Raw genomic sequence first — 25,812 nt, forward strand, 5'->3', positions numbered from 1 at the left:
ACATCATCCATGAGATTTGACATAAAGGGAGCGAACACACATGGCAGTGAAACAATTCAAAGCCGAAAGCAAAAAGCTGCTGGACCTGATGGTGAACAGCATCTACTCCAACAAGGAGATCTTTCTGCGGGAGCTGATTAGCAACGCCAGCGACGCCATTGACAAGCTCTATTTCAAAAGCCTCACCGACCACACGGTGCCCAGCCGCAAGGAGGACTACAAGATCCACCTGACGCTGGATAAAGACAGCCGCACCATCACCATCACCGATAACGGTATCGGCATGACCAAGGAAGAGCTGGAAAAGAACCTTGGCACCATCGCCCGCAGCGGCAGCTTCGACTTCAAGAAGGAGAACAAGGCGGACGACATCGACATCATCGGCCAGTTCGGCGTGGGCTTCTACTCCACCTTCATGGTGGCCAGCCGGGTCACGGTCATCAGCCGGGCCTTTGGCAGCGACACCGCCTGGAAGTGGGAGAGCAAGGGCGCCGAGGGCTACACCATCACCGAGGCCGACAAGCCCGAGGTGGGCACCCAGGTCATCCTGGTGGTGAAGGAGAGCACCCCGGAGGAAAACTACGACCGCTTCCTGGACGAGTACACCCTGGTGGGCATCGTCAAGAAGTACAGCGACTATGTGCGCTATCCCATCCAGATGTACCGGGAAAAGACCCGCCAGAAGGAAAAGCCCGCCGACGCCGGCGAGGACTACACCCCCGAGTACGAGACCTACACCGAGCTGGAGACCCTCAACAGCATGGTGCCCCTGTGGAAGCGCTCCAAGGGCGAGGTGACCGACGAGGAGTACAACCAGTTCTATAAGGACAAGTTCTACGACTTCACCGACCCCGCCCGGGTCATCGTGAGCCGCACCGAGGGCACCGCAACCTACAACGCGCTGCTGTTCATCCCCGGCCGCGCGCCTTACGATTATTACACCCGCGACTACGAAAAGGGCCTGCAGCTCTATGCCAGCGGCGTGCTCATCATGGAAAAGTGCGCGGACCTTCTGCCGGACCACTTCAGCTTCGTCAAGGGCGTGGTGGACAGTCAGGACCTCTCCCTCAACATCAGCCGTGAGATGCTGCAGCAGGACGGGCGGCTCAAGCTCATCCGCACCAGCCTCGAAAAGAAGATCAAGAACGAGCTGAACGCCATGAAGAACAACGAGAGGGAGAAGTACGAGGAGTTCTTCAAGAACTTCGGCCGCCAGCTGAAATACGGCTGCTATGCCGACTACGGCATGCACGCCGACCAGCTGAAGGACCTGCTGCTGTTCTACAGCGCCCGGGAGAAGAAGATGGTCACCCTGGCGGAGTATGTGGAGAAGATGGCCGAGGACCAGAAGTTCATCTACTACGCCGCCGGCGATTCCGCCGACCGGCTGGCCAAGCTGCCCGCCGCCGAGCTGGTGCTGGACAAGGGCTGCGACGTGCTGCTGCTCACCGAGGACGTGGACGAGTTCTGCCTGCAGATGCTGCGCCGCTACGGCGAGAAGGGTAAGGAGAAGGAGTTCAAGAACGTCTCTTCCGGCGACCTGGGCCTTGAGACCGAGGAGGAAAAGAAAGCCGCCGAGGAAAAGACCGAGGCCAACAAGGCTCTGTTCGACGCCATGAAGGAGGCGCTGGGCGACAAGGTGGAGGCGGTGCGCCTGTCCACCCGGCTGAAGAGCCACCCGGTGTGCCTGTCCAGTGAAGGGCCTCTGTCTCTGGAAATGGAGAAGGTGCTCTCCGCCATGCCCGGCGCCGAGGGCGCGCCCAAGAGCCAGAAGGTGCTGGAGATCAACGCCGACCATCCCATCTTCGCCACCCTGCAAAGCCTGCAGGAGAAGGGCGAGACCGAGAAGCTGGGCAAATACGCCGGCATCCTCTACGACCAGGCCCTGCTCATCGAGGGCCTGCCCATCGAGGACCCTGTGGCCTACGCCCAGGCGGTGTGCGAACTGATGCAATAACCTCCCTTGTGCACTGCGCGGGGCGGTCCCGAACAGGGGCCGCCCCGCTTTTGTTTGCAATGCAAATATGGTATACTAAACCCATGGAACGCCAACAGGCAGAGCCGGACCACGGCCCTGCGGGAAAGGACGGTCAAAACAATGACACATATGAAAAAAGGATTCCTGCTCTCGGCGCTGGCTTTCATGCTGCTGGGCCTGGCGCTGCTGCTCTGGCCGGAGGCCTCCCTGCGGCTGGTGTGCTATCTCTTCGGCGCGGTCATCCTCCTCAAGGGCCTCTTGAGCATCTGGGGCTATGTGCGGGCCGAGGAGCGGTTCTTCTTTGATTATTTCGGCGTGGTGTTCGGCGTTGCCGCCAGCGCCCTGGGCGTGTTCCTGCTCTTCAAGCCGGACACGGTGGTCTCGGTGCTGCCCATCCTGGTGGGCATCTACGTCATTGTGGACGCGGTGGTGCGGCTGCAGTCCGCCTTTGAGCTGCGCAAGATGGGCTATGCCCGCTGGTGGAGCTTCCTCATCCTGGCGGGCCTGTCGGCGGCGCTGGGCGTGCTGATGATGGTCAACCCCTTCGAGACGGTGCAGCTGCTGGTGATGGCCATCGGCGTCATCCTGCTGGTGGAAGGGGCCCTCAGCCTCATCAGCGCGGTGTATGCCGCAGTGCTGATGCGGGGCCTGGAGCGCACCGCAAAGGACGCCGCCCGCCAGCTGGACAAGCTGACCGAAACGCTGGACGGCCGCCCCGCGCCCGGCTCCGGCCGCCCGGTGGACGTGGACTACAAAGACCTTTCCAATGAGGACCGCTGAGGTCCTGCCCGCGGGCGCGGCCCGGGCCGCGGCACTGCGGCGGGCGGGGGCTGCCTGCGGCTGCGCCGCTTTGGGCTATCTTGTGGCCCGCTCGGTGCTCACCGCTTTGGCGAACGCCCTGCTGGCCCTGCGGGTGCCGGGGGCCAGCCTTGCCAACCCGGCGGGCACCGGCCTTGCGGCGGCCATCCTGCTGCAGGCGGTGGTGAGCGCCTTGTCCCTCGCCGCGCCCTTCGCTTTGCTGCCGTTGGCGGGCGGCGTGCCCGCAGCCTCGCCCCGCCGGCTGAACGCCGAGCAGTGGGCCGGGCTGTTCCTGCTGTTCTGGCTGCTGATGATGGCGGGGAATCTGCTGGCGGCGGCCCTGCCCGGCGCGGGCGGCGGCCAGATGGACCTGCCCGCCTCCGGCCTTGCGCTGGCGGCGGCCTGGCTGGCAGTCTGCCTTGTGCCCGCCGTGGGGGAGGAACTGCTCTTTCGCGGCCTTTTGCAGGGGTGGCTGCGCCCCTTCGGCCCGGTGGTGGCCGTGGCGGGTCAGGCACTGCTGTTCGCTTTGCTCCACGGGCACGCGCCCTCGGTGGCGGCCGCGGCCTTCGGCGGCGCCGCGCTGGGCCTTGCCGCCCTCTGCTCGGGCAGCCTTGTGCCGGGCATGCTCTTCCATCTTTACAACAACACCCTGGCCTTTGCCGGGCAGTACTGCCAGCAGTACGGCGCGCCCCAGGTCATCTGCTATCTGCTGATGTTCCTGCCGCCTTTGGCGGCCCTGGCCTTCGCCCCCTGGCGGGCGCTGCCCGCCCGCAAAAAGGGCCGCCTGCGGGGACAGGCGAAAGACTGGCTGTGCCTTCTGCGCAGCCCCGGCTATCTGGCGGCGTTGGCGGTGCTGGCGGCCTTGAGCATCTACAAGACCATTGGGGGATGAACCATGACCGATGAACAACTGATGCGCCTTGCCATCGAGCAGGCAAAAAAGGCCGCCGCCCTGGGCGAAGTGCCGGTGGGCGCTGTGGTGGCCAAGGACGGCGAGCCGGTGGCCATGGCCTACAACACCCGGGAGACCGGCAAAAACGCCACCCACCACGCTGAGCTGCTGGCCATCGACGCCGCCTGCAAGGCGCTGGGCGGCTGGCGGCTGTGGCAGTGCGAGCTGTTCGTGACGCTGGAACCCTGCCCCATGTGCAGCGGGGCCATCATCAACAGCCGCATCAAGCGGGTGGTCTACGGCGCGGCGGACCCCAAGGCGGGCTGCTGCGGCTCCCTCACCGACCTGTTCGCCCTGCCATTCAACCACCGCCCCAAGGTGGAGAGCGGCCTGCTGGCGGAGGAGTGCGCCCAGCTTTTGAAGGACTTCTTTGCCGCCCTGCGCAAAAAACGGGAGGAAGCGCGATGAAAACGGTACTTATCACCGGCGCGGCCCGGGGCATCGGAGCCGCCGCCGCCGAACGCTTTGCAGAGGCGGGCTATCAGGTGGTCATCAACTACCTGCGCAGCGCCGAAAAGGCCGAAGCCCTGGCCGCCCGCTGGTCCGGCCGGGCGCTGGCGGTGCAGGCGGACGTGGCCGACCCCGCCCAGGTGGAGGCGATGTTCGCCGCTGCCGAAAAGACCTTCGGCGGGGTGGACGTGCTGGTGTGCAATGCCGGCATCGCCGCCCAAAAGCTGTTCACCGACGTGACTGACGAGGAATGGCGGCGGATGCTGGACGTGCACCTTTCCGGGGCCTTTTACTGCTGCCGCCGGGCGCTGCCCCATATGATCCATCAGAAATGGGGCCGCATCCTCACCGTCAGCTCCATGTGGGGGCAGGTGGGCGGCAGCTGCGAGGTGGCCTACTCCGCCGCCAAGGCGGGCCTCATCGGCCTGACCAAGGCGCTGGCGAAGGAGGAAGGACCCAGCGGCGTCACCGTCAACTGCGTGGCCCCCGGCGTCATCGACACCGACATGATGGCCTCCTTCTCCGCCGAGGACAAGGCGGCCCTGGCGGAGGAAACGCCTCTGGGCGCTCTCGGCACCCCGAAGCAGGTGGCCGATGCGCTGGTCTTTCTGGCCAGTGACGGGGCGGGCTACATCACCGGGCAGGTGCTGGGCGTCAACGGCGGCCTTGTGACTTAAAGGAACAAACGGCCCCTCTCTTTGCATACCATGGCGAAGAGGGGGGCTTTTTATGGAGATTTTCCAGACGGGCATCGACGTGTCCCGGTATCAGGGGAACATCGACTGGCAGCAGGTGGCGGCGGGCAAGCAGTTCGCCATCGTGCGGGCGGTGTCCTCAAACAGCGGCGGGGTCTATGTGGACCCTTACTTTGAAAAGAACGTGGCCGAGGCCCACGCGGCGGGCATGCGGGTGGGCGTCTATTACTACACCTACGCCCGCACCGAGGCGGCGGTCATCAACGAGCTGGACACCCTGCTGCCGATGCTGGAGGGTCTGCGGCTGGAGTACCCGGTGTTCGTGGACGTGGAGGCCTCCAGCCTGCAAAGCCTGGGCCGCACCGAGCTCACCGGCCTTGTGCGCTTTGCCATGGACATCCTGGACCAGAAGGGCTGGTTCCCCGGCTTTTACACCTATACGAACTTCGCCCAGAACTACCTGAACATGGCCGAGCTGGCGGCTTACCCCTTGTGGATCGCCGACTACCGGGGCTTTGTGGGCTATCAGGGCAGCTACGACATGTGGCAGTATTCCAGCACCGGCCGGGTGAACGGCATTTCCGGCAACGTGGACCTGAATTACAGCTACAAGGATTTTCTGCCGCTCATCAAGGCGGCGGGCAAGAATGGCTATTCCCAGGGCCCGGCCACCCTGCCGCTCACGGGCACCGAACTGGTGGTGTATCAGAGCGGGGCCACCTATTACTTTGCGCCGGACCCCGCGGCCTTTTCGGGCACCCTGCCGATTGGGCGCTATCCTGCTTCGGAGGTCACCGACGGCGAGTGGAACGGCGCGGTGTGGGCAAAAATCGACTATCTGGGCGGGCAGTACTGGGTGCCGCTGCAGGCGGGGGTCACCGGCCTGGCCCAGACTGGCGGCGAGGACTGCGAGGAGGTGCGCGCCCAGCTGGAGCGGGCCCAGGAGCAGCTGGACCTCACCCGCCAGAGCCTGGACTGGCTGCTGGGCGAACTGGAAAGCTGAAAACACCGCTTGCGCATCGGCCCAAAGCAGGATACAATAAAGAAAAGCCCCCGGCGGGGGCGAGAAAACAAAAAGTGAGGGCCTGCGACTATGCAGCTTGATAAAAAAACCATCCGAACGCTGCTGCTCATGGCCAGTTTCTGCATCGTGCTCTATTGGGGCCTGCAGAACCTGGACCGGGTGGGCGGTATCCTGAACAGGGTGTGGGGCCTCGTGTCGCCCTTTGTGCTGGGCGGCAGCATGGCCTTTATTCTGAACGTGCCCATGCGGGCCATTGAAAAAGCGCTGCCCAAAAAGCTGGTCAAGGGCCGCCGCGCGGCGGCTCTTACCCTGACGCTGCTGGCGGTGCTGGGTGTGATGGCGCTGGTGCTGCTGCTCATCCTGCCCCAGCTGGGCCGCACCATTGCCAGCATCGGTGCCCAGCTGCCCGGCTTCTGGACCGACTGCCAGAAATGGCTGGCGGAGCTGATGGTGCAGTACCCCATGCTGGAGGAGTGGATCTCCACCGAGTTCATCACCGACTGGCAGAGCGCCGTCTCCGCCGTGGCCGAGTGGTTCCGAAACGGCGGCTTTGCCCTGGTGGGCAACGCGGCCACCGCCGCCACCGGCTTTGTGATGCAGTTCGTGGATTTCTTCATCGGCCTCATCTTCGCGCTCTACCTGCTGGCCTGCAAAGAGACCCTGACGCGGCAGGCCAAAATGCTTCTCTACGCCTGGGGCCCGGCCCACCGGGCGGAAAAGGCGGTGGAGGTGGCCCGGCTCACCAACCACACCTTCTCCAAATTCCTGTCCGGTCAGTGCCTGGAGGCCTGCATCCTGGGCGGCCTGTTCGCGGTGGGCATGCTGCTCTGCCGTATGCCCTATGTCACACTCATCAGCGTGCTGGTGGCCGTCACTGCCCTGATCCCGGTGTTCGGCGCTTTCATCGGCTGCTTTGTGGGCGCGTTTCTCATCCTGGTGCAAAACCCCATCCAGGCGGTGTGGTTCGTGGTGCTGTTCCTTTGCATCCAGCAGATCGAGGGCAACCTCATCTACCCCAAGGTGGTGGGCAACTCGGTGGGCCTGCCCGGCATCTGGGTGCTGATGGCCGTCACCATCGGCGGCAGCGCCATGGGCGTGATGGGCATGCTGGTGATGATCCCCGCCTGCTCGGTGGCCTACAGCCTGCTGCGCACCGCCACCCGCCGCAAGCTGCGGGAAAAGGGCGTGGAACGGGAGAAATACCTGCCCGGCGCACCCAAGGCAAAATAAAAATGCCCGGCCCCGGCCTGTAAAAGGCCGGGGCCGAAATGTAAAAAGAGGAGGAAGACCCCATGCTTGTGGAACCCATTACCCGCACTTTGAATGGCCACACGCTCACCCTGCGCTGCGCGGCGGAAGAAGACGCGGAAATGCTTCTTCGCTATCTCAAGACCACCTGCGGAGAGACCCCCTGGCTGGCCCGCGGGCCGGAGGAGGTCACCATGACCGAGGAGGAGGAAAAAGCCTTCATCCGCGGCCAGAACGAGTCTCCCGTGAATCTGATGTTATTGGCTTTCTGGGACGGCGAGCACGCCGGCAACGCCTCGCTGATGGGCTTTTCCATGGCGCGCTACCGCCACCGGGCCCAGCTGGCCGTGGCCCTCTATCAGAAATTCACGGGGAAGGGCATCGGCACTGTCCTGCTGGAAGAACTCATTGCCGTCGCCCGCCAAAAGGGCCTGGAACAGCTGGAGCTGGAGGTGGCCGCCCACAACACCGGGGCCATTGCTCTCTACAGAAAGCTGGGTTTTGAAGTTTGCGGCACCCTGCCCCGGAACATGAAGTACCCGGATGGCAGCTATGAGGACGTGCTGTATATGGCAAAGCCGCTGGGGGAGGAGAGCGCGGAATGAACGAGACCATCCTCGTGGTGGACGACGAGCAGGAAATTGCCGACCTGGTGGCGGTGTATCTCAAGAACGAGGGCTACCGGGTGCAGCTGTGCGGCACCGCCGCGGCGGCGCTGGCATGCATTGAAACGAACAAGCCAGACCTTGCCATCCTGGACGTGATGCTGCCGGACATGGACGGCTTTTCCCTCTGCCGCCGCATCCGCCAGCAGCATCTGTTCCCCATCGTGATGCTCACCGCCCGGGTGGAGGACATGGACAAGATAACCGGCCTTTCCCTGGGGGCGGACGACTACATCACCAAGCCCTTCAACCCGCTGGAACTGGTGGCCCGGGTCAAGACCCAGTTGCGGCGCTATCTGCGCTACGATGCCGCAAGCACCGGCGAGCCGGACCGGCTGGACATCCGGGCCTTGAGCATCTCCAAAGAAGGGCACAAGTGCACCCTGAACGGCAAGGAGGTGTCCCTCACCCCCACCGAGTTCAATATCCTGTGGTATCTGTGCCGGCGGCAGGGGAAGGTGGTATCCTCGGAGGAGCTGTTCAGCGCCGTGTGGGGCGAAAAATACCTGGACAGCAGCAACACCGTGATGGCCCACATCGCTCGCCTGCGGGAAAAGCTGGGCGAGCCGCCCCGCAAGCCCCGCTATGTAAAAACCGTCTGGGGGGTGGGCTACACCGTTGAGTAAGAAACGAGAGAGCGGTTTTGGCCGCCAGCTCATCAGCCAGATGTTCGCGGCGATGTTCTTCACCGCCGTGGCATTCCTGGCGCTGGCCGTGCTGGTCTGGTGGACGGGCAACAACCACGCTTGGCAGGGCTGGGAGCCCAACTATGAGCTGTTCCGCTGGATCAAGGACAATTTTCTGCTTGTGGGCGCCTGCGGGCTGCTGGCGGTGTGGTTTTTGGTGGACTGGTGGTTTTTGCGCCGGGCCCTCAAAAGCACCGAAACGCTGCTGCAGGCAGCAAAGCAGCTGGCAGACCCGGGCGAGGAGCCCATCCGCCTGCCCGCCGCGCTGAAAGCGGCGGAGGACGAGTTGAACCTCGCCCGGGAGCAGGCCCTGCGCAGCGCCTATGTGGCCCGGGAGGCCGAGCAGCGAAAGAACGACCTCATCGTCTATCTGGCCCACGATCTGAAAACGCCCCTCACCAGCGTGGTGGGATACCTGACCCTCCTGCAGGAGGAGCCGGACCTCTCGCCGGAAATGCGCGGGCGCTACACCGGCGTGGCGCTGGACAAGGCCCTGCGGCTGGAGGACCTCATCAACGAGTTCTTTGAAATCACCCGGTTCAACCTCTCGGCCATCGAGCTGGAAAAGGAGCGGGTGGATGTGAGCCGCATGCTGGAGCAGATGATGTGGGAGTTCAAACCCCTCATGGCGGACAAGGGCCTGGAATGGCGGTCCCAGCTGCCGCCGAAGGTGATGCTCACCTGCGATGCGGGCAAGATGGAGCGGGTGCTGGACAACATCATCCGCAACGCCATCAGCTACAGCGAGCCGGGCAGCCCCCTGCTGCTCACCCTGGCCCAGCAGCCGGGCAAGGTTGTCATCCGGCTGGAAAACCGGGGCCGCACCATCCCCCCGGAGGTGCTCTCCCGCTTGTTCGAGCGCTTTTACCGGGCGGACTCCGCCCGCGCCACCCGCAGCGGCGGTGCGGGGCTGGGCCTTGCCATTGCAAAAGAGATCGTCGCCCGCCACGGCGGGCAGATCACCGCAGAGAGTTTTGAAGGCCGGGTCATCTTCACGGTAAAGATGCCCGCGTCATAAAATCGTAAGGTTTTGAGCAGAAAAGCTTGTGTTTTCCGTCCTGAAATGCAAAAACAGCCGCCGCCCTTTTTCGGTACAATAAATGTGCCGCGAAAGGGCGGCTGTTTTTGCATCGGGAGGGAAAGAAAATATGGAACAGCGTCGAAGGATAAAACGGCCAGCGCCGGGGCGGCGTCTGCGCACCGGGGCGGCCCGCCGCCCCGGCGATGGGTGGCAAGCGCCGCCGCCCCGGCAGCGGGTGTTCGACCGCCGCCGCGCCCGCCGCCGTCGCCGCATGGGCCGCCGTCTGCTGGCGCTGGGGGTGTTTCTGCTGGCGCTGGCGGGGGTGTGGCGGCTGTCCGCCTGGGCCGCGGAAGGGATGCAGGCCCTGCTCAAAGACGCGCCCTCCGCCCCGGTGAGCCGCCCGGCGGAAAGCACGCCGGCCAGCGCGCCCGCCGCCGAAAGCTGGGAGCTGACGCTGGTGAACGCCGACCATCCTCTGCCCGCCGACTGGCAGGTGCAGACGGTGGAGGTGGCAGGGGGCGAGCGGGTGGACGAGCGCATCCTGCCCGCGTTGCAGCAGCTGTTCGACGCGGCCCGGGCCGAGGGGCTTTACCCGGTGGTGGCCTCCGGCTGGCGCACCGGCGAGGAGCAGCGGCAGATCATGGAGGACAAGATAGAAGCCTACCGGCAGGAGGGCTACCCCGAGGACCTGGCCCGTCAGGCGGCGGCCCAGTGGGTGGCCCAGCCGGGCACCAGCGAGCACGAACTGGGCCTGGCGGTGGACATCAATCCGGACCAGACTATGGGCACCGGGCAGGAGCTTTACGACTGGCTGCTGGAGCACGCCTGGGAATACGGCTTCATCAAGCGCTACCCGGCGGACAAGGTGAACATCACCGGCATTTCCAACGAGCCCTGGCACTACCGCTATGTGGGGCAGAATGCCGCCCGCGCCATCACCGAGCAGGGCATTTGCCTGGAGGAATATCTGGGGCAGGCGTGAATTTTTTTGAGAAAAAGTGTAGCATTCGGCCGCAAAACCGTAGTATAACGGTTGAAAGCCGAAAGGAGGAGGTGACCATCGTGGAAGACGTGCAGATCGTCGGGCTTTTCTGGGCGCGGTCGGAAGAAGCGCTGCGGGCGGTGGACGAGACCTACGGCGGGCTGTGCCGCAGTGTGCCGCAGCCTTGCGCTCAACATCCTGAACGACCGGCAGGACGCGGAGGAGTGCGTGAACGACGCCTACCTCGGCCTCTGGCGGGCGATACCGCCGGCGCGGCCCGCCCCGCTGCGGGCCTATCTGTGCCGGGTGGTGCGCAACATTGCCCTGAACGCCTATTACAAAAAGCGCGCGGCCCGGCGCAGCGCCGCGGGCTGCGTGCCCTTTGAGGAGCTGGAGGATTGCCTTGCCGGGGCGGACGAGGCGGTGCAGGCACTGGAAACGAAGGAACTGGCCCGGTGCATCGAGCGCTTCCTCGACACCCTGAACCAGGAGGACCGGGTCATCTTTCTGCGCCGCTACTGGTTCGCGGACAGCTGCCGCCAGATCGCCGGGCGGGTGGGCCTTTCGGAAAAGAACGTCACGGTGCGCCTTGCGCGCATGCGCCGGAAGCTGAAAGAGCATCTGGCCGGGGAAAGAGTGTCTGTATGAACGGAAAAAACTGCTGGAAGCCGTGGGCGAAGTGAACGACAGCTATGTGGAGGAGGCCGCCGGCTATCGCAAAAGCCGCAAAGCGCCCCTCTGGCTGCGGTGGGGAGCCGTGGCCGCCTGCCTGTGCATTGCGGTGCTGGGCGGCTCGCTGCTGCTCCGCGGCGGCGAAGGGCTGACGCCCGACCCCGCGCCGGTGGAGGTGACCAACCCTGTCATCAGCGTGGCCACGGTGGAGGAGATGGAGGAATATCTGGATTTCCCCGTTCCCGTGCTGGACAAGGAGACCGCCGCCCTCTCGGTGCTGGTGGCCCAGGGCTACCCCGTGCTGGGGCAGGTGGAATATGCCGACGGCTCTTTGTACCGTGTGCAGTACGGCAGTGAGGACGTGAGCGGCATCTACGGCGGCGAGACGGTGGAGACCCGGGACGTGAACGGCGTGCAGGTGGAGTGCCGCACCTTTGAGGGCAGCAGCTATGCTGTTTGGACGGACGAAGGCTTTTCCTTCAGCTACACCGGCGACGTCAGCGAGGTGGAGACCCTCATCGGCCTGTTCCGTCAGGCGGCGAAGGGCTGAATCCTGCGCAACAAAAAACTCCCCCGGCGGGTTCACCGGGGGAGTTTCGTTCTGTTTTGGGATATGGTGGCTCAGCCCAGCAGCTTTTCCACCGCGGCCTTGGGCACCAGGCCCACGCTCTTGTTCACCACCTGGCCGTCCTTGAAGATCATCAGGGTGGGGATGCTCATCACGCCGTACCGGGTGGCCAGCTCGGGGCTCTGGTCAATGTCCAGCTTGCACACCTTCACCTCGCCGGCCTTCTCGGCGGCAATTTCGTCCAGCACCGGGGCCAGCATACGGCAGGGGCCGCACCAGGTGGCCCAGAAGTCCAGCAGCACCGGCTGGGTGCTGTGCAGCACCTCGGCCTCAAAATTCTTGGAATCCACATGCACAACGCTCATCGTTTCTATCTCCTTTCGGCGGGTCTGCCGCCTCTTTGTTTACCTTACGCTCATAGCATACCCCAAACGGGCTGCCTTTACCGTGATTTTGTCACGTTGCCTTTTGTGGCAGCGCCCGGGGCTGCAACAGTGCCTTCACGCTGTCAGTGTAGTCAAGGCCGAGGATGAGGGCAGTCTCTTCGCTGGGCACCGCGCCCTCAGGGTAGAACACCTCCAGCGCCTCGCCGCGGAACACCACCCGGTTCTCGTCAAAGGCCGCCAGCATCTCGCCGCGGCGCGGTTCGTCGGTGATGCCGGCGGCGTTCAGCAGGGCGGCGGCCAATTCGTCGCCGGTGCAGGTGAAGAGTTCTTCGGCGGCCAGCGCCTCGCCGGTGGCCTTGTCGAAGGCGGCGCAGAGGGGTTCCTCGGTGACCACCCGCCCGCCCAGGGGCAGCGTCACCGTGGTGACCAGCCAGAGGGTGCTGCCGTTCTCGGCGCAGAGGTTCACCTCCTGCCCCAGGGTGTAAAGCTCAAAGCCTTCATCCGCTTCCTTGTATGCGGCCCAGGCCCTTTCCAGCTGGGCGGGCAGGTCGTAGAGGATACCCTGGGCTTCATAAAAAGCGAGGATGTTCTCTTTGGCTTCTTGGCTCAGACCGGCGGCGTTTTTCAGCGCGTCGGCAGCCTCGCTGCCCAGCCGCTCTTCCAGCAGCAGCGTGCCGTCCGGGGCGCAGTATTCCCGGTCAAAGCTGGCCTGCCAGACCGACAGGGAAGTGCCGTCGGCCAGGGTCAGCCCTTCCGGCTGCTGCGCCGCGTCAATTTGCACGCTGCCGGCCGTCAGAGTCACGGGCTCGCCGAAAAGGGAAGCGCGCCCCTTGACCGAAAGGCGCAGGGCGGGCCAGTTCCCGGAATAGAGGTCGCCGGGCTCAGTGCCCTCCGGCCATGCCACTACCGGCACGTCCTCCGCCACCTTGACGGAATAGGCCGTGCCGTCCCGCCCCTGCATGGTGAAGGAGCGGGCGGACTCATCGCCCGGGGCGGTGAGGATGCCGGTGTAGGTGCGTTCGCTGCATCCGGCCAGCAGCAGGGCGGCCAGAGCGCAGGCGGCAAAAGCCGACAGCTTTTTCATGGCTGGTATACCTCCCAGTCGATTCTACCCACAGTATAGCACAAAGGCCCCGGCCCGTCCAGCAGGACGGGCCGGGGCAAAGCGCGTTTTAAAAGGTTTTTACAGCCGGGCAGCGATGGCGTCGCCCATCTCCGAGCAGGTGGCGGGGGTGCAGCCCCCGGCCATCATGTCGGCGGTGCGCAGGCCGTCGTTCAGCGCCTGCTCCACCGCGGCTTCGATGGCGGCGGCCTCCGCGTCCATGCCAAAGCTGTATTTCAGCATCATGGCGGCGGAGAGGATGGTGCCGATGGGGTTGGCCTTGTTCTGGCCGGCGATGTCCGGGGCGGAGCCGTGGATGGGTTCGTACATGCCACGGGTGCCGTCGCCCAGGCTGGAGGAGGGGATCATGCCGATGGTGCCGGTGAGCATGCTGGCCTCGTCCGAGAGGATGTCGCCGAACATGTTGCCGGTCACGATGACGTCGAACTGGCTGGGGTCCTTCACCAGCTGCATGGAGGCGTTGTCCACGAACATCTCGCCGTACTCCACCTCGGGGTACTCCTCCTTGATGCGGTGCAGCACCGCCCGCCACAGGCGGCTGGTGTCCAGGACGTTCGCCTTGTCCACGCAGGTCACCTTTTTGCGGCGCTTCATGGCGGTCTCAAAGGCGATGCGGCCGATGCGCTCAATTTCGTGCTCGGCGTAGAGCATCACGTCGGTGGCAACCTTCTCGCCGTTTTGCTCCACCGTCTTGTGCTCGCCGAAGTAGATGCCGCTGATGAGCTCCCGCACCACCAGAAAGTCGATGCCCTTTTCAACAATGCTGGGTTTCAGGGGGCTGGCCTGGGCCAGCTGGGGCCACAGCTTGGCCGGGCGCAGGTTCGAGTAAAGGCCCATGCCCGCCCGCAGGCGCAGCAGGCCCTTTTCCGGGCGCTGGGGCCCGGGCAGGCCCTCCCATTTGGGGCCGCCCACCGCGCCCAGCAGCACGCTGTCGGCGGAAAGACACTTGTCCAGCATGGCCTGGGGCAGCGGGTCGCCCCACTTGTCGATGGCAACGCCGCCCATGTCCACGTCGTCGCAGGTGAAGGTGTGGCCGTATTTTTCCGCGATCTTATCCAGCACCTTGATGGCTTCGTTTACGATCTCCGGGCCGATGCCGTCGCCCCGGATCACCGCGATGGTCTTGTTCATTTCACTGCGCCCCTTTCTGCCGGATGCTGTTCATCAGCCCGCCGGCGCGGATGATGTCCTGGATGAAGGGGGGGAAGGGCTGGGCCTGGAAGGTCTTGTCGGTGGTCACGTCGGTGATGACGCCGGTGTCAAAATCCACCGCCACCTCGTCCCCCGCGTTGATGGCTTCGGCCGCCGCCTCGCATTCCAGAATGGGCAGGCCGATGTTGATGGCGTTGCGGTAGAAGATGCGGGCGAAGCTTTTGGCGATGACGCAGGCGGTGCCGCTGGTCTTGATGACCAGGGGCGCGTGCTCCCGGCTGGAGCCGCAGCCGAAGTTCCAGCCGCCCACCATGATGTCGCCGGGCTTCACCTTGTTCACAAAGTCCGGGTCGATGTCCTCCATGCAGTGGCGGGCCAGCTCCGCCGCGTCCTGGCTGTTCAGGTAGCGGGCGGGGATGATAACGTCGGTGTCCACATTGTCGGGGTATTTGAAAACGGTTCCCTGTGCGTTCATTTACTCCACCTCCCGAGGGTCGGTAATATGCCCGGTCAGCGCGCTGGCGGCGGCGGTGGCGGGGCTTGCCAGATATACTTCGCTTTTCACGTGGCCCATGCGGCCCACGAAGTTGCGGTTGGTGGTGGAGATGCACCGTTCTCCCTCCGCCAGAATGCCCATGTAGCCGCCCAGGCACGGCCCGCAGGTGGGGGTGGACACGACGCACCCCGCGTCGATGAAGGCTTCCAGCCAGCCGTTCTGCAAACAGGCCTTGTACACCGCCATGGTGCCGGGGATGATGATGCCCCGCACGCCGGGGGCGATGGTCTTGCCCTTCAGAATCTCGTAGGCGGCCTGCATGTCTTCCAGGCGGCCGTTGGTGCAGCTGCCGATGACCACCTGGTCGATGGCAACGCCCTCGCTCTCCTTGGCGGTGTGGGTGTTCTCCGGCAGGTGGGGCCAGGAGACGGTGGGCTCGATGGCCGAGAGGTCGATGTGGATGGTCTTTTCGTACTCCGCGTCCGGGTCGGCCTCATAGACCGTCCACTCCCGGCGGCTGCGGCCGGTGAGGTAGGCGATGGTCACTTCGTCCACCGGGAAGATGCCGTTCTTCGCGCCGGCCTCGATGGCCATGTTGCAGATGCACAGGCGGTCGTCCATGGAGAGGGTGGCCACGCCCGGGCCGGTGAACTCCATGCTCTTGTAGAGCGCGCCGTCCACGCCGATCATGCCGATGATGTGCAAAATCACGTCCTTGCCGCTCACCCGGGGGCCCAGCTTGCCGGTGAGGTCAAAGCGGATGGCGGCGGGCACCTTGAACCAGGCCATGCCGGTGGCCATGCCCGCGGCCATGTCGGTGCTGCCCACGCCGGTGGAGAAGGCTCCCACCGCGCCGTAGGTGCAGGTGTGGCTGTCCGCCCCGATGATGCAGTCGCCGGCGGTTACGATGCCCTGTTCGGGCAGCAGCGCGTGCTCAATGCCCATCTTGCCCACGTCGAAGAAGTTCACGATGTCGTACTTCGCGGCAAACTGGCGGCACTGTTTCGACTGCTGGGCGCTCTTGATGTCCTTGTTGGGCACGAAGTGGTCCAGCACGATGTTGATGCGGGCGTTGTCGAACACGCCGTCAAACCCCGCCTTCTCGAACTCGTTGATGGCCACCGGGGTGGTGATGTCGTTGCCCAGCACCTGGTCCAGCTTCGCGTTGATGAGCTGGCCGGGCTTCACTTCCGCCAGCCCCGCGTGGGCGGCCAGGATTTTCTGGGTCATGGTCATTCCCATGGTCTTTCCCTCCTCTTTATCGCTTGCGTCACTTGTTGTTGACGGCGCTCACCAGCGCCTTGATGCCGGCGCGGATGATGTCGGTGTCGGTGCCCGCGCCCCAGGTGGTGGAGCCGTCGCCCCAGGCAAGGCCCACATAGCTGGCGGCCTGGCTGGTGGAGCCGTGCTCCAGGCTGTGTTCGGAGTAGGTGCTGATGGTGAAGTCCAGCCCAGTGGCGGCCTTGATGGTGTTGCACACCGCGTCCAGACGGCCGTTGCCCTGGGCGGAGGCTTCCCGCACCTTGCCGCCTTCTTCCAGGGTGACCACGGCGAAGATGCCGCTCTTCTGGATGAAGTGGGCCTCGGCCACGTTCAGGGGGCTGGTCTTGTTGAGATAGGTCTTTTCAAAGATGTCCAGCACCTCGGCGCTGGAAAGCTCTTTGTGGGCGTGGTCGGAAACGCCCTTGACGGTGTAGCCGAAGTGCTCCCGCATCTTGGGGGGCAGGTCGTAGCCGTGGTCCTGGGCCAGCAGATAACCGATGCCGCCCTTGCCGCTCTGGCTGTTGATGCGGATGACGTCCGCCTCGTAGCGGCGGCCGATGTCGGTGGGGTCCAGGGGGATGTAGGGCACCGTCCACTCGTGGAGGTTCTTTTCTTTGCGCCAGGTCAGACCCTTGGCGATGGCGTCCTGATGGCTGCCGGAGAAGGCGGCGAACACCAGCGCGCCGGCGTAGGGGGTGCGCTCGTAGACGTGCATCCGGGTCACCCGCTCGTAGAGCTCCACGATGGCGGGCATATCGGAGAAGTCCAGATGGGGGTCAACGCCGTGGGTGTACATGTTCATGGCCAGGGTGATGATGTCCACGTTGCCGGTGCGCTCGCCGTTGCCGAACAGGGTGCCTTCCACCCGGTCCGCCCCCGCCAGCAGGGCCAGCTCGGTGTCGGCCACGCCGCAGCCCCGGTCGTTGTGGGGATGCAGGCTCAGCACCACGCTGTCGCGGTATTTCAGGTTGTCGCTCATGTACTCGATTTGGTTGGCGTAGATGTGGCTCATGCTCATGGCCACCGTCACCGGCAGGTTGATGATCATGGGCTTTTCCGGCGTGGGCTGCATGATGTCCAGCACCGCGTTGCAAACTTCCAGGGCGTACTCCGGCTCGGTGCCGGTGAAGCTCTCGGGGCTGTATTCAAAGCGGAAGTTGCCCTCGTATTCCTCGGCCAGCTTTTTCACCAGGGCCGCGCCGTCGGTGGCGATTTTTTTGATCTCGTCCTTCGACTTCTTGAACACCTGCTCCCGCTGGGCCACGCTGGTGGAGTTGTAGAAGTGGATGACCGCGCTGGGCGCGCCCTTCACCGCGTCGAAGGTCTTGCGGATGATGTGGTCGCGGCACTGGGTCAGCACCTGCACCGTCACGTCGGCGGGGATGCGGTTCTGCTCGATGAGGGTGCGCAGAAACTCGTATTCCGTCTCGCTGGCGGCTGGGAAGCCCACCTCAATTTCCTTGAAGCCGATCTTGACCAGCAGGTCGAAGAACTCCAGCTTCTCTTCCAGGCTCATGGGCACGATCAGGCTCTGGTTGCCGTCCCGCAGGTCCACGCTGCACCAGGCGGGCGCCTTTTCGATGTGGTCCTTGTGCACCCAGCGGTATTCGCACTTGGGGGGATTGTAATAGCCCACGCTGTACTTGGTCACGTCCATCATTGCAACAGTTCCTCCTTCTGTTTCGCTTTGGAGGAACGAAAAAAGCCCCCGTCCCTCAAAGCATTGCTTTGAGAGACGAGGGCTTTCAGTCACGTTTTTGAAAAGCACCCGCGGTACCACTCTCATTGCCGCCGAAACGGCGGCCTCTTGTACGGTCGGCAAAAACTTGCGAACCGCGCCCGTGTAACGGCGGGTGCCGCCCGGGCCTACAGGGCGGAACCGCCGTTGAGTCCGGGTGCTCCGGGGCCAGTATACCCGCACCGCGCTGCCGCCTCGCACCAACCGGCGGCTCTCTGAAAAACGCTTTGCCCGGGCTTTCTCCCCATCTGCGCATCGTTTATAATGCTAACATTTTACCTTGCGAAAGCGGGTTTGTCAAGCGTCAATTTTCAAAAAAGCCGGGGCGCGCGGCCCCGGCAAAAAACGATTCACATTCCCAGCGTGGCCGCTTCGGCCTGGGCCAGCCAGTCCTGGTCCACCACAACGCAGGCGGCGTCGTAGCCGATGAGGGCGCTCGCGCTGTTCTCCACATCGCCGTATTCCTCAAGATACAAGGTCTCATAGGCGGTCTGCTCGCCCGCCAGGGCGGCCTGGACCCCGGGGAACATCAGCTGCAGCGCCTCGGGCTTGCAGTGCAGCCCGTCGAAGAACATGCTCTCCTGAATGCCCACCCGCCCGGCATGGTAGCTGCCGTAGACCGGGATGCCGTTCATGGCGGCATATTCCCGCACCCAGGGCTCCACCTCAAAGAAGCCGGTGAAGCCTTCGGGATTGTTGTAGACGTGCAGGACGATGAAGGGGTGATAGGGGGTCATCAGGAACACCACGTTCACGCCCTTTGCCTGCACATGCTCGATGAAGCGGGTGAACAGGTCGGTCCAGTAGGGGTCCATCTGGTCAAAGCCGTGCAGGGCGTTCAGCGTGCCCGCCTGGGCCAGCACCTCCGCCATCACCTGGTCGTAGTTCCAGCTGCGGAAGTTCACGGGGTACTGGATGCTGCCGTCCGCACGCTTCACCGCGTAGTCCAGCGCGTCGATGCTGCCGGTGACGGCCTTGAAGGAGATGTCGTCTCCGTCCTCGGTGAGCACCGCGCCGGTCTGGCGCTGCTTGAGATAGTAGGTCACGTTGCCCTGGAAGTAGGCCGGGTCCACCAGCGCCTTCCACAGCGCCACCGTGTCCGGCTCCTCGTAGTCGGCGTTGATGCCGAGGCCCTTTTCCAAAAATTCGGCAAACAACTCCGAATCGGAGTTGCGGTTGATGTCCGGATCGGCGTTGAACAGCCAGGGGTCCACTTCCAGGATGAGGGTCTCGGGCAGCTTGTCCTCCCGCTCGAAGAGGTACCAGATGTTCATGATGTCCATGGGGCCCGCACCGCTGATGCCGGCGTTGAAGAAGCTGCCGCCGCCCACCAGATCCTCGCTGAGCTGCAGCACCCGGCTGGAGCCCAGGGCCAGCGTGTCGGGGGCTTCGGTGAGGTTCTGCACATAGACCTCCAGCACCTGCCGCTCGTCCATCTGGTCATAGCCGGAGACGGTGCTGCCCTCCAGCAGGAGGTTCGCCACCTGACGGGGGGCAAGCTCGCCCTGGAACAGGCCGCTCACGTCCACCTTGTAGTTGAACCACACCATGAACAGCAGAATGGGCAAAAACAGGCAGAATTTGAGCCCGATCTCGGCAAAGGTCAAAAGCCGAATGGCCAGAAAGCGCGGCCAAGAGACAGTTTTTTTCATATCCGCGCCTCCCTCAATACTGCTGGTAGATGAAAGCGGACTGGCCAAAGGCCGCGAAGAACAGGATGGCCAGCGCCAGCAGGTAGTAAAGCGGCCAGCGGATGAAGGCCCACTGACGGCGGATCCACTCGGCCACCGGGCCGCGCCATTCCACCAGCTCCACCAGGGCGCAGCCGCCGATGAGCACCGCGATGAGGCGCACGGTCAGCCCCCGGTCCAGCACGCCGGCAAAGAAGGCGGAAAGGCCGATGTTCCAGCCGTGGAACATGCCGGCGAACACCGTGCCCGCCGTTGCGCCGTAGAGGTCGGCGGCGAAGAACACGATGCAGAAGGTGAACAGCAGGTAGACGATGACCCGCTGGATGAAGTTCTTGATGGGTTTGACGCGATAGAGGGGATTGTTTTTGGCAAGCTTGCGCCGCTTTTTCGCGGTGGCTTTGCCCACCACCAAAAACAGGCCGTTCAAAACGCCCCAGATGACGTAGCCCATGCTGGCCCCGTGCCATAGGCCGCTGATGGGGAAGATGATGAACACGTTGAACCAGCCCTGCAGCTTGCCCCACACGCCGGGCAGGCCCCGGTTATAGAAGGCCAGAGGCGTGAAGATGTAGTCCCGGAACCAGTTGGTGAGGCTCATGTGCCAGCGGTTCCACAGCTCGGTGTAGCTGGTGGCCGCGAAGGGGCGGTTGAAGTTTTCCAGAAGGTCGATGCCCAAAATGCGCGCGCCGCCGATGGCGATGTCGCAGCAGCCGGAAAAGTCCAGATAAATTTGATAGCTGAACAGCAGGCTCGCCGCCACCAGATAGGGCCCGGCGGCGGTGCTTGCCCCGCCGTACACGGCGCTGACGAACTGGCCGATGCCGTCCGCCAGCACCATCTTCTTGAAGTAGCCCCACAGCATGCGGAAGGCGCCGCCCGCCATGCGGGAATAGTTGAAGGGGCGGGGGTTCTCCAGCTGAGGCATCAGGTGCTCGGCCCGCTCGATGGGGCCGGTGAAGATGCAGGCGAAAAAGCTGACGAACAGCGCGTATTTGAAGAGGTTCAGCTGGGGGTTGGCCTTGTGCTGGTAAACGTCGATGACGTAGCCCAGGCTCTGGAAGGTGAAGTAGGAAAGGCCCAGCGGTGCGATGAGGTCCAGGCTGACAAACTTGCCGCTGCCGCCGAAAATGGCGCCGATGTCCGCGGCCAGCTGGCCAAAGAAATCAAAGTATTTGTAAAAGAAGAGAATCCCCAGGGCCACCGCCAGTGCCAGCCAGAGGAAGATTCGGCGGGCCCACACATTCCGCAGCTTGCGGCTGCCCAGGGCAACGCAGGCGCACCAGGTGACCACCGTGACGCTCACCAGCAGGGCTACCAGCCGGGCGTTCTCCGGCTTGTACATGTAAAAAACGTAGCTGGCCACCAGCAGCAGGTAGGGTTTTGCCTGCCGGGGCACACAGTACGTCAGAAGGGCCACTGCCGCAAAGAAGCCCAAAAAGATGGGGGTATTAAAATCCATCGCGCCTCACACCTCACCGCGTTTGATTCTGCCGGGACCCCGGCCTGCTGTCTGACAGCATAGACCCGGAATGTATCCGACCCGTCACCGTTCGTCGGCGGGCTTGTCTGCGCCGCCTTCGTCCTCGCGGGCCTTCAGGGCCTCTTCCAGCTGCCGCACCCGGTGCTCCAAAATGGCGTTGTGCTGGGTCAGGCGCTTTATTTCCTCAGTCTGGGTGCTGGCGGTGGCGGAAAGGATGAGCAACACCAGCAGCACAAAGCCGAACAGCATGGTGAACACCATGTTGGAGACAACTTCAAAGCGCAGCAGCCCCCGCAGCATCTTTGCCACCAGCGGGAAGGCGGCGAACACCAGCAGCACGCCCCCCAGCGCGAACCACGCCAGGCTGAACCGCACGCTCAGCCGGCCGTGTTTGACGAAGAGGAAGATGAGGAACAGAAAAACAAGGTCCCCCACCGCAAGCAGGGGATAGAGCAGGTCGTTCACGCCTCGTTCCTCCTTTTGTCCTTTTTGGTGAAGCACAGCCGGTAAATGACCAGCGAAAGGCTCACCTTCACCATGTAGTAAACGCTCTTGAGGGCGTTGATGCTGGACTTGCCGCCCTGGCGCTCGGCCATGACCACCGGCACCTCGCCCACCTTGTAGCCCTCGCACACCGCCCGCAGGATGGCCTCCGGCTCGGGGTAGTCCTGGGCGTAGCGCTGGGCAAAGCGGGCGGTGAGGGCCTTGCCGCAGGCCCGGTAGCCGCTGGTCACGTCCAGCACCTTGCAGCCGGTGAGCACATGGAGCAGGCTGCTCAAAAAGCGGATGCCCACCCGCCGCATGAAGCTGGTCTGAAAGCCTTCCTTGGTGATGAACCGGCTGCCGATGCACATGTCCAGATGCCCGGCCAGCACCGGCGCGACGACCGCCTGCAGATAGGCAGGGTCGTGCTGGCCGTCGCCGTCCATCTGGACCGTCACGTCGTAGCCGTGCTCCACCGCGTAGCGGTAGCCGCACTGCACGCCGCCGCCGATGCCCAGGTTCACGGGCAGGTCCAGGTAGTTGCAGCCCTCGGCTTTCAGCACCTGAACGCTCTGGTCGGTGGAGCAGTCGTTCACCACCACATAGTCCGCCTCGGGGCAGGCCTTGCGCAGACGGTGCACCACACCGGCGATGTTCTCCGCTTCGTTGTAGCAGGGGATGATGACCAGGATCTTCACTCTTGGTTACCTCGCTGAGATGAATTCCTCCAGCCGGTCCAGAACGGCCCGGCGGCGGTAATGTGTTTCGTAATAGGCAAAGGCCCTGCGGCCCATCTCCGCCCGCTCGTCGGGCGAAGCGGCGCAGAGAGCCGCCATGTTGGCGGCCAGCGCGTCCACGTCCTCGGCGGCGCTCACAAAGCCGCAGCCCGCCTCGGCCACCGCGGCCGCGCCCTCGCCGTCCATGCTGGCAAGCAGGGGCTTTGCAGCCGCCATGTAGCTGGCGATCTTGGCGGGCACCGTCATGCCAAGGTCCGGGCTGGCGGAAAGGCTGGCCACCAGCCCGTCGGCCAGCGCCGTGTAGGCGGGGACCTGCTCCGGGCGCACGCTGGGCCAGAATTCCACCGTGTCGCCGGCGTCCAGTTCCTTGGCCAGGGCTTTCAGCGCGTCGGCGCTCATGCCGTCGCCCACCAGCACAAGGCGCAGTGCCTGTGCGCCCGCCGACCGGGCCTTCACCGCCGCTTTGATGACGGTCTCAAGGCTCTGGGCGGGACTGAAGTTGCCGGTGAATACCAAGTTGAACCGCCCGGCAAAGCGGGCGGCCAGTGTCTCGTCGTGGATGGGCACTGCGTAAAAATCCTCGCAGTGCTGGGGGATGACCGCCACCGCGCTTTCGGGCTTGCCCGTGCGCTGGCAAAGGCGCTGGCGCAGGCTCCCGCTCATGGCGATGAGCTGGTCGCACCGGCGGTAATGCCAGTCGCTCACCCAGTGGGCGACGCCCCGCAGGAAGCGGGTCTTCACCGGCAGCACACTGTAAAGGTTTTCCGGCCAGATGTCCAGCACATAGCTGGTCAGAGGGACCTTGTGGAGTTTGGCATACACAATGGCGGGCAGGTTCATCAGCACCGGGCTGGTGTTGTAGCACAGCACCGCTGTGTAAGGCCCTTTCAGCCGCCAGAGATTGAACACAGCGCACACCGGCCAGCTGACATAGTTGAGGAAGATGCGCGCGCCCGTGTTGCCCTTGCGGCGAATTTCGCCCGCCCGGATGATGTTCACCCCGTCGTGTTCTTCACGCCGGGGGCCGGTGTAGCGGTAGCCGGAAAACCACTCCCCCTTGGGGTAGTTGGGCAGGCCGCAGAGCACGTCCACCTGCCAGCCCCGCTCGATGAAGCCGGCGGCCAGGTCGTTCACCCGAAAGGCCTCCGGCCAGAAGTGCTGGGTGACGATGAGCAGTTTTTTCCCTTCCATGTCAGCTCTTGCGCCAGACCATCTTGTTCACCACGCCCACGTAGCTCTGGATGATCTTGACCACCTTGGTGGACACATCCTCCACATAGCAGGGCACGGGGATGCCGATGTCGCCGTTCTCGTTCATGGCCACGGCGGTCTGGACCGCCTGCTCCACGCCGCCGGCGGCGATGCCCGCCAGGATGAAGCAGCCCTTGTCCAGCGCCTCGGGGCGCTCGGTGGAGGTGCGGATGCACACAGCGGGGAAGGGATGGCCCACGCTGGTGAAGAAGCTGGATTCCTCCGGCAGGGTGCCGGAGTCGGAGATGACGCAGAAGGCGTTCATCTGCAGATGGTTGTAGTCATGGAAGCCCAGGGGCTCGTGCAGGCGCACCCGCTCGTCCAGCTTGAAGCCCATGGCCTCCAGCCGCTTGCGGCTGCGGGGGTGGCAGGAGTAGAGGATGGGCATGTCGTACTTTTCCGCCAGGGCGTTGATGGAGGTGAACAGGTCCAGGAAATTCTTCTCGGTGTCGATGTTCTCCTCCCGGTGGGCGCTGAGCAGCATGTATTTGTGCGCCTCAAGGCCCAGCTTTTCCAGGATGGGCGAGGCCTCGATGGCCTCAAGGTTCGCGTGCAGCACCTCCGCCATGGGGCTGCCGGTGACGTAGGTGCGCTCCTTGGCGGTGCCCTCGGCGTTCAGATAGCGGCGGGCGTGCTCGGAGTAGCACATGTTCACATCGGCGATGTGGTCCACGATGCGGCGGTTGGTCTCCTCGGGCAGGCACTCGTCAAAGCACCGGTTGCCCGCCTCCATGTGGAAGATGGGAATGTGCAGGCGCTTGGCGCTGATAGCGGAAAGGCAGCTGTTGGTGTCGCCTAAGATAAGCAGCGCGTCGGGCTTCTGCTCCACCATCAGCTTGTAGCTTTTGGCGATGATGTTGCCGATGGTCTCGCCCAAATCGTCGCCCACCGCGTCCAGATAAAAGTCCGGCGCGCGCAGCCCCAGGTCCTCAAAAAAGATGCCGTTGAGGGTGTAGTCGTAGTTCTGGCCGGTGTGGACCAAAATCTGATCGAAGTATTTGTCGCACTTTTTGATCACCGCCGCCAGCCGGATGATTTCCGGCCGCGTGCCCACGATGGTCATCAGTTTCAGCTTGTTCATCGCTTGTCCGCCTTTCCCGCAGGATTAAACTTCCAGATAGATGGTGTCGGGGTTTTCAGGGTCGAAAGCCTCGTTGGCCCACATCAGGGTCACCATGTCCCCCTCGCCCAGGTTTTCGATGTTGTGGGTGTAGCCGGTGGGGATGTCCACTACTTCCAGCTTGTCGCCGGAGACGAAGTATTCATACACCGTCTCCTCGTCCGGCTTGCGGAAGCGGATGGCACCCCGGCCGCTCACCACCAGGAATTTCTCGTTTTTGGAGTTGTGCCAGTGGTTGCCCTTCACGATGCCGGGCTTCGAGATGTTCACGCTCACCTGGCCGCGCTCGGGGGTGCGCAGAAACTCGGTGAAGCTGCCCCGGGCGTCGCAGTGCATGTTCAGCGGGTAGCTGAAGGAGTCGGTGGGCAGGTAGGAAAGCCAAGTGGAATACAGCTTTTTCTCAAGGCTGCCCGCCGCCAGATACGGCGCTTCCAGCGTCTTGCGGTTCTCGGCAAAGCCGCCGATGACCTGGGCCAGATGGCCCAGAGTGGTCAGATGCTCCGGCTCCACCCGGCAGTGGGCGGGGCTTTCGCCGTCGGTGACCACATTGCCGTCCATGGCGGCGATGAAGGCGCGCACCACGTCGTCGATGTAAACAAGGGGCAGGGAAAAGGCCGGGTCCCGCACTTCCAGCGGCAGGCCGTGGGCGGCGTTGTGGCAGAAGGTGGCCACCACGCTGTTGTAGTTGGGGCGGCACCACTTGCCGAACACCCCCGGCAGCCGGAACACATACACCGGCGCGCCGGTTTTTTCGCCGTAGGCGTACACCGCCGCCTCCGCCATGGCCTTGCTCTTGCCGTAGTCGTTGTCCAGAGCCGCCTGGGTGCTGCTGGTCACCAGCACCGGGGCGGGCGTTTCCGCTTTTGCCAGCAGGTCCAACAGCACGTCGGTCAGGCCGAAGTTGCCGGCATAGAACTCGCTGGGGTCCTTGGGGCGGTTGATGCCCGCAAGATGGAACACAAAGCCGGCCCTGGCGGCATACTGCGCCAGGGTCTCGGGGGTGTCGTCCTTTTCAAACAGCATCAGGTCGGTGAAGCCGGCGGCCCTCAGGTTGGCCACCAGGTTTTTGCCGATGAATCCGCCCGCGCCGGTGATGAGGATGGGGGTGTCTTTTTGCATGGTGTCGCCGTCCTTTGACAGAAAATTCATGTTG

At 64.0% G+C, this 25,812-nt stretch carries 26 protein-coding genes; 13 read left to right on the forward strand and 13 right to left on the reverse strand.

The annotated features are described in order from the left end of the window. The first annotated feature begins 40 nt into the window (after positions 1-40). The 13 genes from htpG to ACMI1Q_RS05040 all read left to right on the forward strand — a co-directional run bounded on the left by htpG (position 41) and on the right by ACMI1Q_RS05040 (position 11,721). The gene (gene htpG, locus ACMI1Q_RS04980; protein ID WP_419502997.1) at positions 41-1,957 is read left to right on the forward strand and encodes a molecular chaperone HtpG; all 1,917 of its coding nucleotides are present in this window, start codon (positions 41-43) and stop codon (positions 1,955-1,957) included. Positions 1,958-2,107: 150 nt separating this feature from the next. After that, complete coding sequence (locus ACMI1Q_RS04985; protein ID WP_419502998.1) at positions 2,108-2,758, forward strand: HdeD family acid-resistance protein; 651 nt, start codon at positions 2,108-2,110, stop codon at positions 2,756-2,758. After that, on the forward strand, positions 2,745-3,668 hold the full coding sequence (locus ACMI1Q_RS04990; RefSeq protein ID WP_419502999.1) for a CPBP family intramembrane glutamic endopeptidase: 924 nt from the start codon (positions 2,745-2,747) through the stop codon (positions 3,666-3,668). Before ACMI1Q_RS04985 ends, ACMI1Q_RS04990 begins: the two co-directional genes overlap by 14 nt. Before the next feature lie 3 nt (positions 3,669-3,671). After that, a complete protein-coding gene (locus tag ACMI1Q_RS04995; RefSeq protein ID WP_330057842.1) occupies positions 3,672-4,136 on the forward strand; it encodes a nucleoside deaminase in 465 nt (154 codons plus the stop codon). After that, entirely contained in the window at positions 4,133-4,855 is a 723-nt protein-coding gene (ymfI, locus tag ACMI1Q_RS05000; RefSeq protein ID WP_330057840.1) for an elongation factor P 5-aminopentanone reductase, read from the forward strand. Before ACMI1Q_RS04995 ends, ymfI begins: the two co-directional genes overlap by 4 nt. Before the next feature lie 52 nt (positions 4,856-4,907). Beyond that, positions 4,908-5,876 carry a glycoside hydrolase family 25 protein gene (locus tag ACMI1Q_RS05005; protein ID WP_419503000.1) on the forward strand — a complete coding sequence of 323 codons (969 nt, stop codon included), beginning with the start codon at positions 4,908-4,910 and terminating at the stop codon, positions 5,874-5,876. 90 nt (positions 5,877-5,966) lie between these two features. Beyond that, positions 5,967-7,127 (forward strand): AI-2E family transporter, encoded by a 1,161-nt coding sequence (locus ACMI1Q_RS05010; protein ID WP_419503001.1) that lies wholly within the window; start codon positions 5,967-5,969, stop codon positions 7,125-7,127. Positions 7,128-7,189: 62 nt separating this feature from the next. Next, the gene (locus tag ACMI1Q_RS05015; RefSeq protein ID WP_419503002.1) at positions 7,190-7,750 is read left to right on the forward strand and encodes an N-acetyltransferase family protein; all 561 of its coding nucleotides are present in this window, start codon (positions 7,190-7,192) and stop codon (positions 7,748-7,750) included. Continuing rightward, positions 7,747-8,436: a VanR-ABDEGLN family response regulator transcription factor gene (gene vanR, locus ACMI1Q_RS05020; RefSeq protein ID WP_330057832.1), complete on the forward strand. Its 690-nt coding sequence runs from the start codon at positions 7,747-7,749 to the stop codon at positions 8,434-8,436. The genes ACMI1Q_RS05015 and vanR overlap by 4 nt, the downstream gene beginning before the upstream one ends. Beyond that, a complete protein-coding gene (locus ACMI1Q_RS05025) occupies positions 8,429-9,514 on the forward strand; it encodes a sensor histidine kinase (protein WP_419503003.1) in 1,086 nt (361 codons plus the stop codon). Before vanR ends, ACMI1Q_RS05025 begins: the two co-directional genes overlap by 8 nt. 358 nt (positions 9,515-9,872) lie before the next feature. Continuing rightward, positions 9,873-10,499, forward strand: coding sequence for a M15 family metallopeptidase (locus ACMI1Q_RS05030; RefSeq protein WP_419503039.1), 627 nt, complete (start codon positions 9,873-9,875; stop codon positions 10,497-10,499). 171 nt (positions 10,500-10,670) lie between these two features. Next, positions 10,671-11,147 (forward strand): RNA polymerase sigma factor, encoded by a 477-nt coding sequence (locus tag ACMI1Q_RS05035; RefSeq protein WP_419503004.1) that lies wholly within the window; start codon positions 10,671-10,673, stop codon positions 11,145-11,147. Positions 11,148-11,169: 22 nt separating this feature from the next. Beyond that, the gene (locus ACMI1Q_RS05040; RefSeq protein ID WP_419503005.1) at positions 11,170-11,721 is read left to right on the forward strand and encodes a hypothetical protein; all 552 of its coding nucleotides are present in this window, start codon (positions 11,170-11,172) and stop codon (positions 11,719-11,721) included. Between the two features lie 71 nt (positions 11,722-11,792). Here the strand turns inward: ACMI1Q_RS05040 and trxA are convergent, their stop codons facing one another. The 13 genes from trxA to ACMI1Q_RS05105 all read right to left on the reverse strand — a co-directional run bounded on the left by trxA (position 11,793) and on the right by ACMI1Q_RS05105 (position 25,808). Continuing rightward, positions 11,793-12,104 carry a thioredoxin gene (gene trxA, locus ACMI1Q_RS05045; RefSeq protein WP_419503006.1) on the reverse strand — a complete coding sequence of 104 codons (312 nt, stop codon included), beginning with the start codon at positions 12,102-12,104 and terminating at the stop codon, positions 11,793-11,795. Between the two features lie 91 nt (positions 12,105-12,195). Beyond that, entirely contained in the window at positions 12,196-13,209 is a 1,014-nt protein-coding gene (locus tag ACMI1Q_RS05050) for a hypothetical protein (protein ID WP_419503007.1), read from the reverse strand. 99 nt (positions 13,210-13,308) lie between these two features. Next, positions 13,309-14,379 carry a 3-isopropylmalate dehydrogenase gene (gene leuB, locus ACMI1Q_RS05055; RefSeq protein WP_419503008.1) on the reverse strand — a complete coding sequence of 357 codons (1,071 nt, stop codon included), beginning with the start codon at positions 14,377-14,379 and terminating at the stop codon, positions 13,309-13,311. 1 nt (position 14,380) lies between these two features. Further along, complete coding sequence (leuD, locus tag ACMI1Q_RS05060; RefSeq protein ID WP_330057514.1) at positions 14,381-14,875, reverse strand: 3-isopropylmalate dehydratase small subunit; 495 nt, start codon at positions 14,873-14,875, stop codon at positions 14,381-14,383. Further along, positions 14,876-16,138, reverse strand: a complete 1,263-nt coding sequence (gene leuC, locus ACMI1Q_RS05065; RefSeq protein ID WP_330057512.1) for a 3-isopropylmalate dehydratase large subunit — start codon at positions 16,136-16,138, stop codon at positions 14,876-14,878. 28 nt (positions 16,139-16,166) lie between these two features. Then, positions 16,167-17,819, reverse strand: coding sequence for a 2-isopropylmalate synthase (locus ACMI1Q_RS05070; protein ID WP_419503009.1), 1,653 nt, complete (start codon positions 17,817-17,819; stop codon positions 16,167-16,169). Between the two features lie 428 nt (positions 17,820-18,247). Then, the gene (locus ACMI1Q_RS05075) at positions 18,248-19,549 is read right to left on the reverse strand and encodes a hypothetical protein (protein ID WP_419503010.1); all 1,302 of its coding nucleotides are present in this window, start codon (positions 19,547-19,549) and stop codon (positions 18,248-18,250) included. 13 nt (positions 19,550-19,562) lie between these two features. Continuing rightward, positions 19,563-21,047, reverse strand: coding sequence for an MBOAT family O-acyltransferase (locus ACMI1Q_RS05080; protein WP_419503011.1), 1,485 nt, complete (start codon positions 21,045-21,047; stop codon positions 19,563-19,565). A gap of 84 nt (positions 21,048-21,131) precedes the next feature. Then, positions 21,132-21,533, reverse strand: a complete 402-nt coding sequence (locus ACMI1Q_RS05085; protein WP_419503012.1) for a DUF2304 domain-containing protein — start codon at positions 21,531-21,533, stop codon at positions 21,132-21,134. Next, positions 21,530-22,249, reverse strand: a complete 720-nt coding sequence (locus ACMI1Q_RS05090) for a glycosyltransferase family 2 protein (protein WP_330057501.1) — start codon at positions 22,247-22,249, stop codon at positions 21,530-21,532. The genes ACMI1Q_RS05085 and ACMI1Q_RS05090 overlap by 4 nt, the downstream gene beginning before the upstream one ends. A gap of 6 nt (positions 22,250-22,255) precedes the next feature. Beyond that, complete coding sequence (locus tag ACMI1Q_RS05095) at positions 22,256-23,479, reverse strand: glycosyltransferase family 4 protein (RefSeq protein WP_419503013.1); 1,224 nt, start codon at positions 23,477-23,479, stop codon at positions 22,256-22,258. 1 nt (position 23,480) lies between these two features. After that, positions 23,481-24,620 (reverse strand): non-hydrolyzing UDP-N-acetylglucosamine 2-epimerase, encoded by a 1,140-nt coding sequence (gene wecB, locus ACMI1Q_RS05100; protein WP_394978760.1) that lies wholly within the window; start codon positions 24,618-24,620, stop codon positions 23,481-23,483. Between the two features lie 24 nt (positions 24,621-24,644). Next, positions 24,645-25,808 carry an NAD-dependent epimerase/dehydratase family protein gene (locus tag ACMI1Q_RS05105; protein WP_419503014.1) on the reverse strand — a complete coding sequence of 388 codons (1,164 nt, stop codon included), beginning with the start codon at positions 25,806-25,808 and terminating at the stop codon, positions 24,645-24,647. Positions 25,809-25,812: the final 4 nt, after the last annotated feature.

Origin of the sequence: Candidatus Allofournierella excrementavium, assembly GCF_048526665.1 — a bacterium.
Lineage (GTDB): Bacteria > Bacillota > Clostridia > Oscillospirales > Ruminococcaceae > Allofournierella_A > Allofournierella_A excrementavium.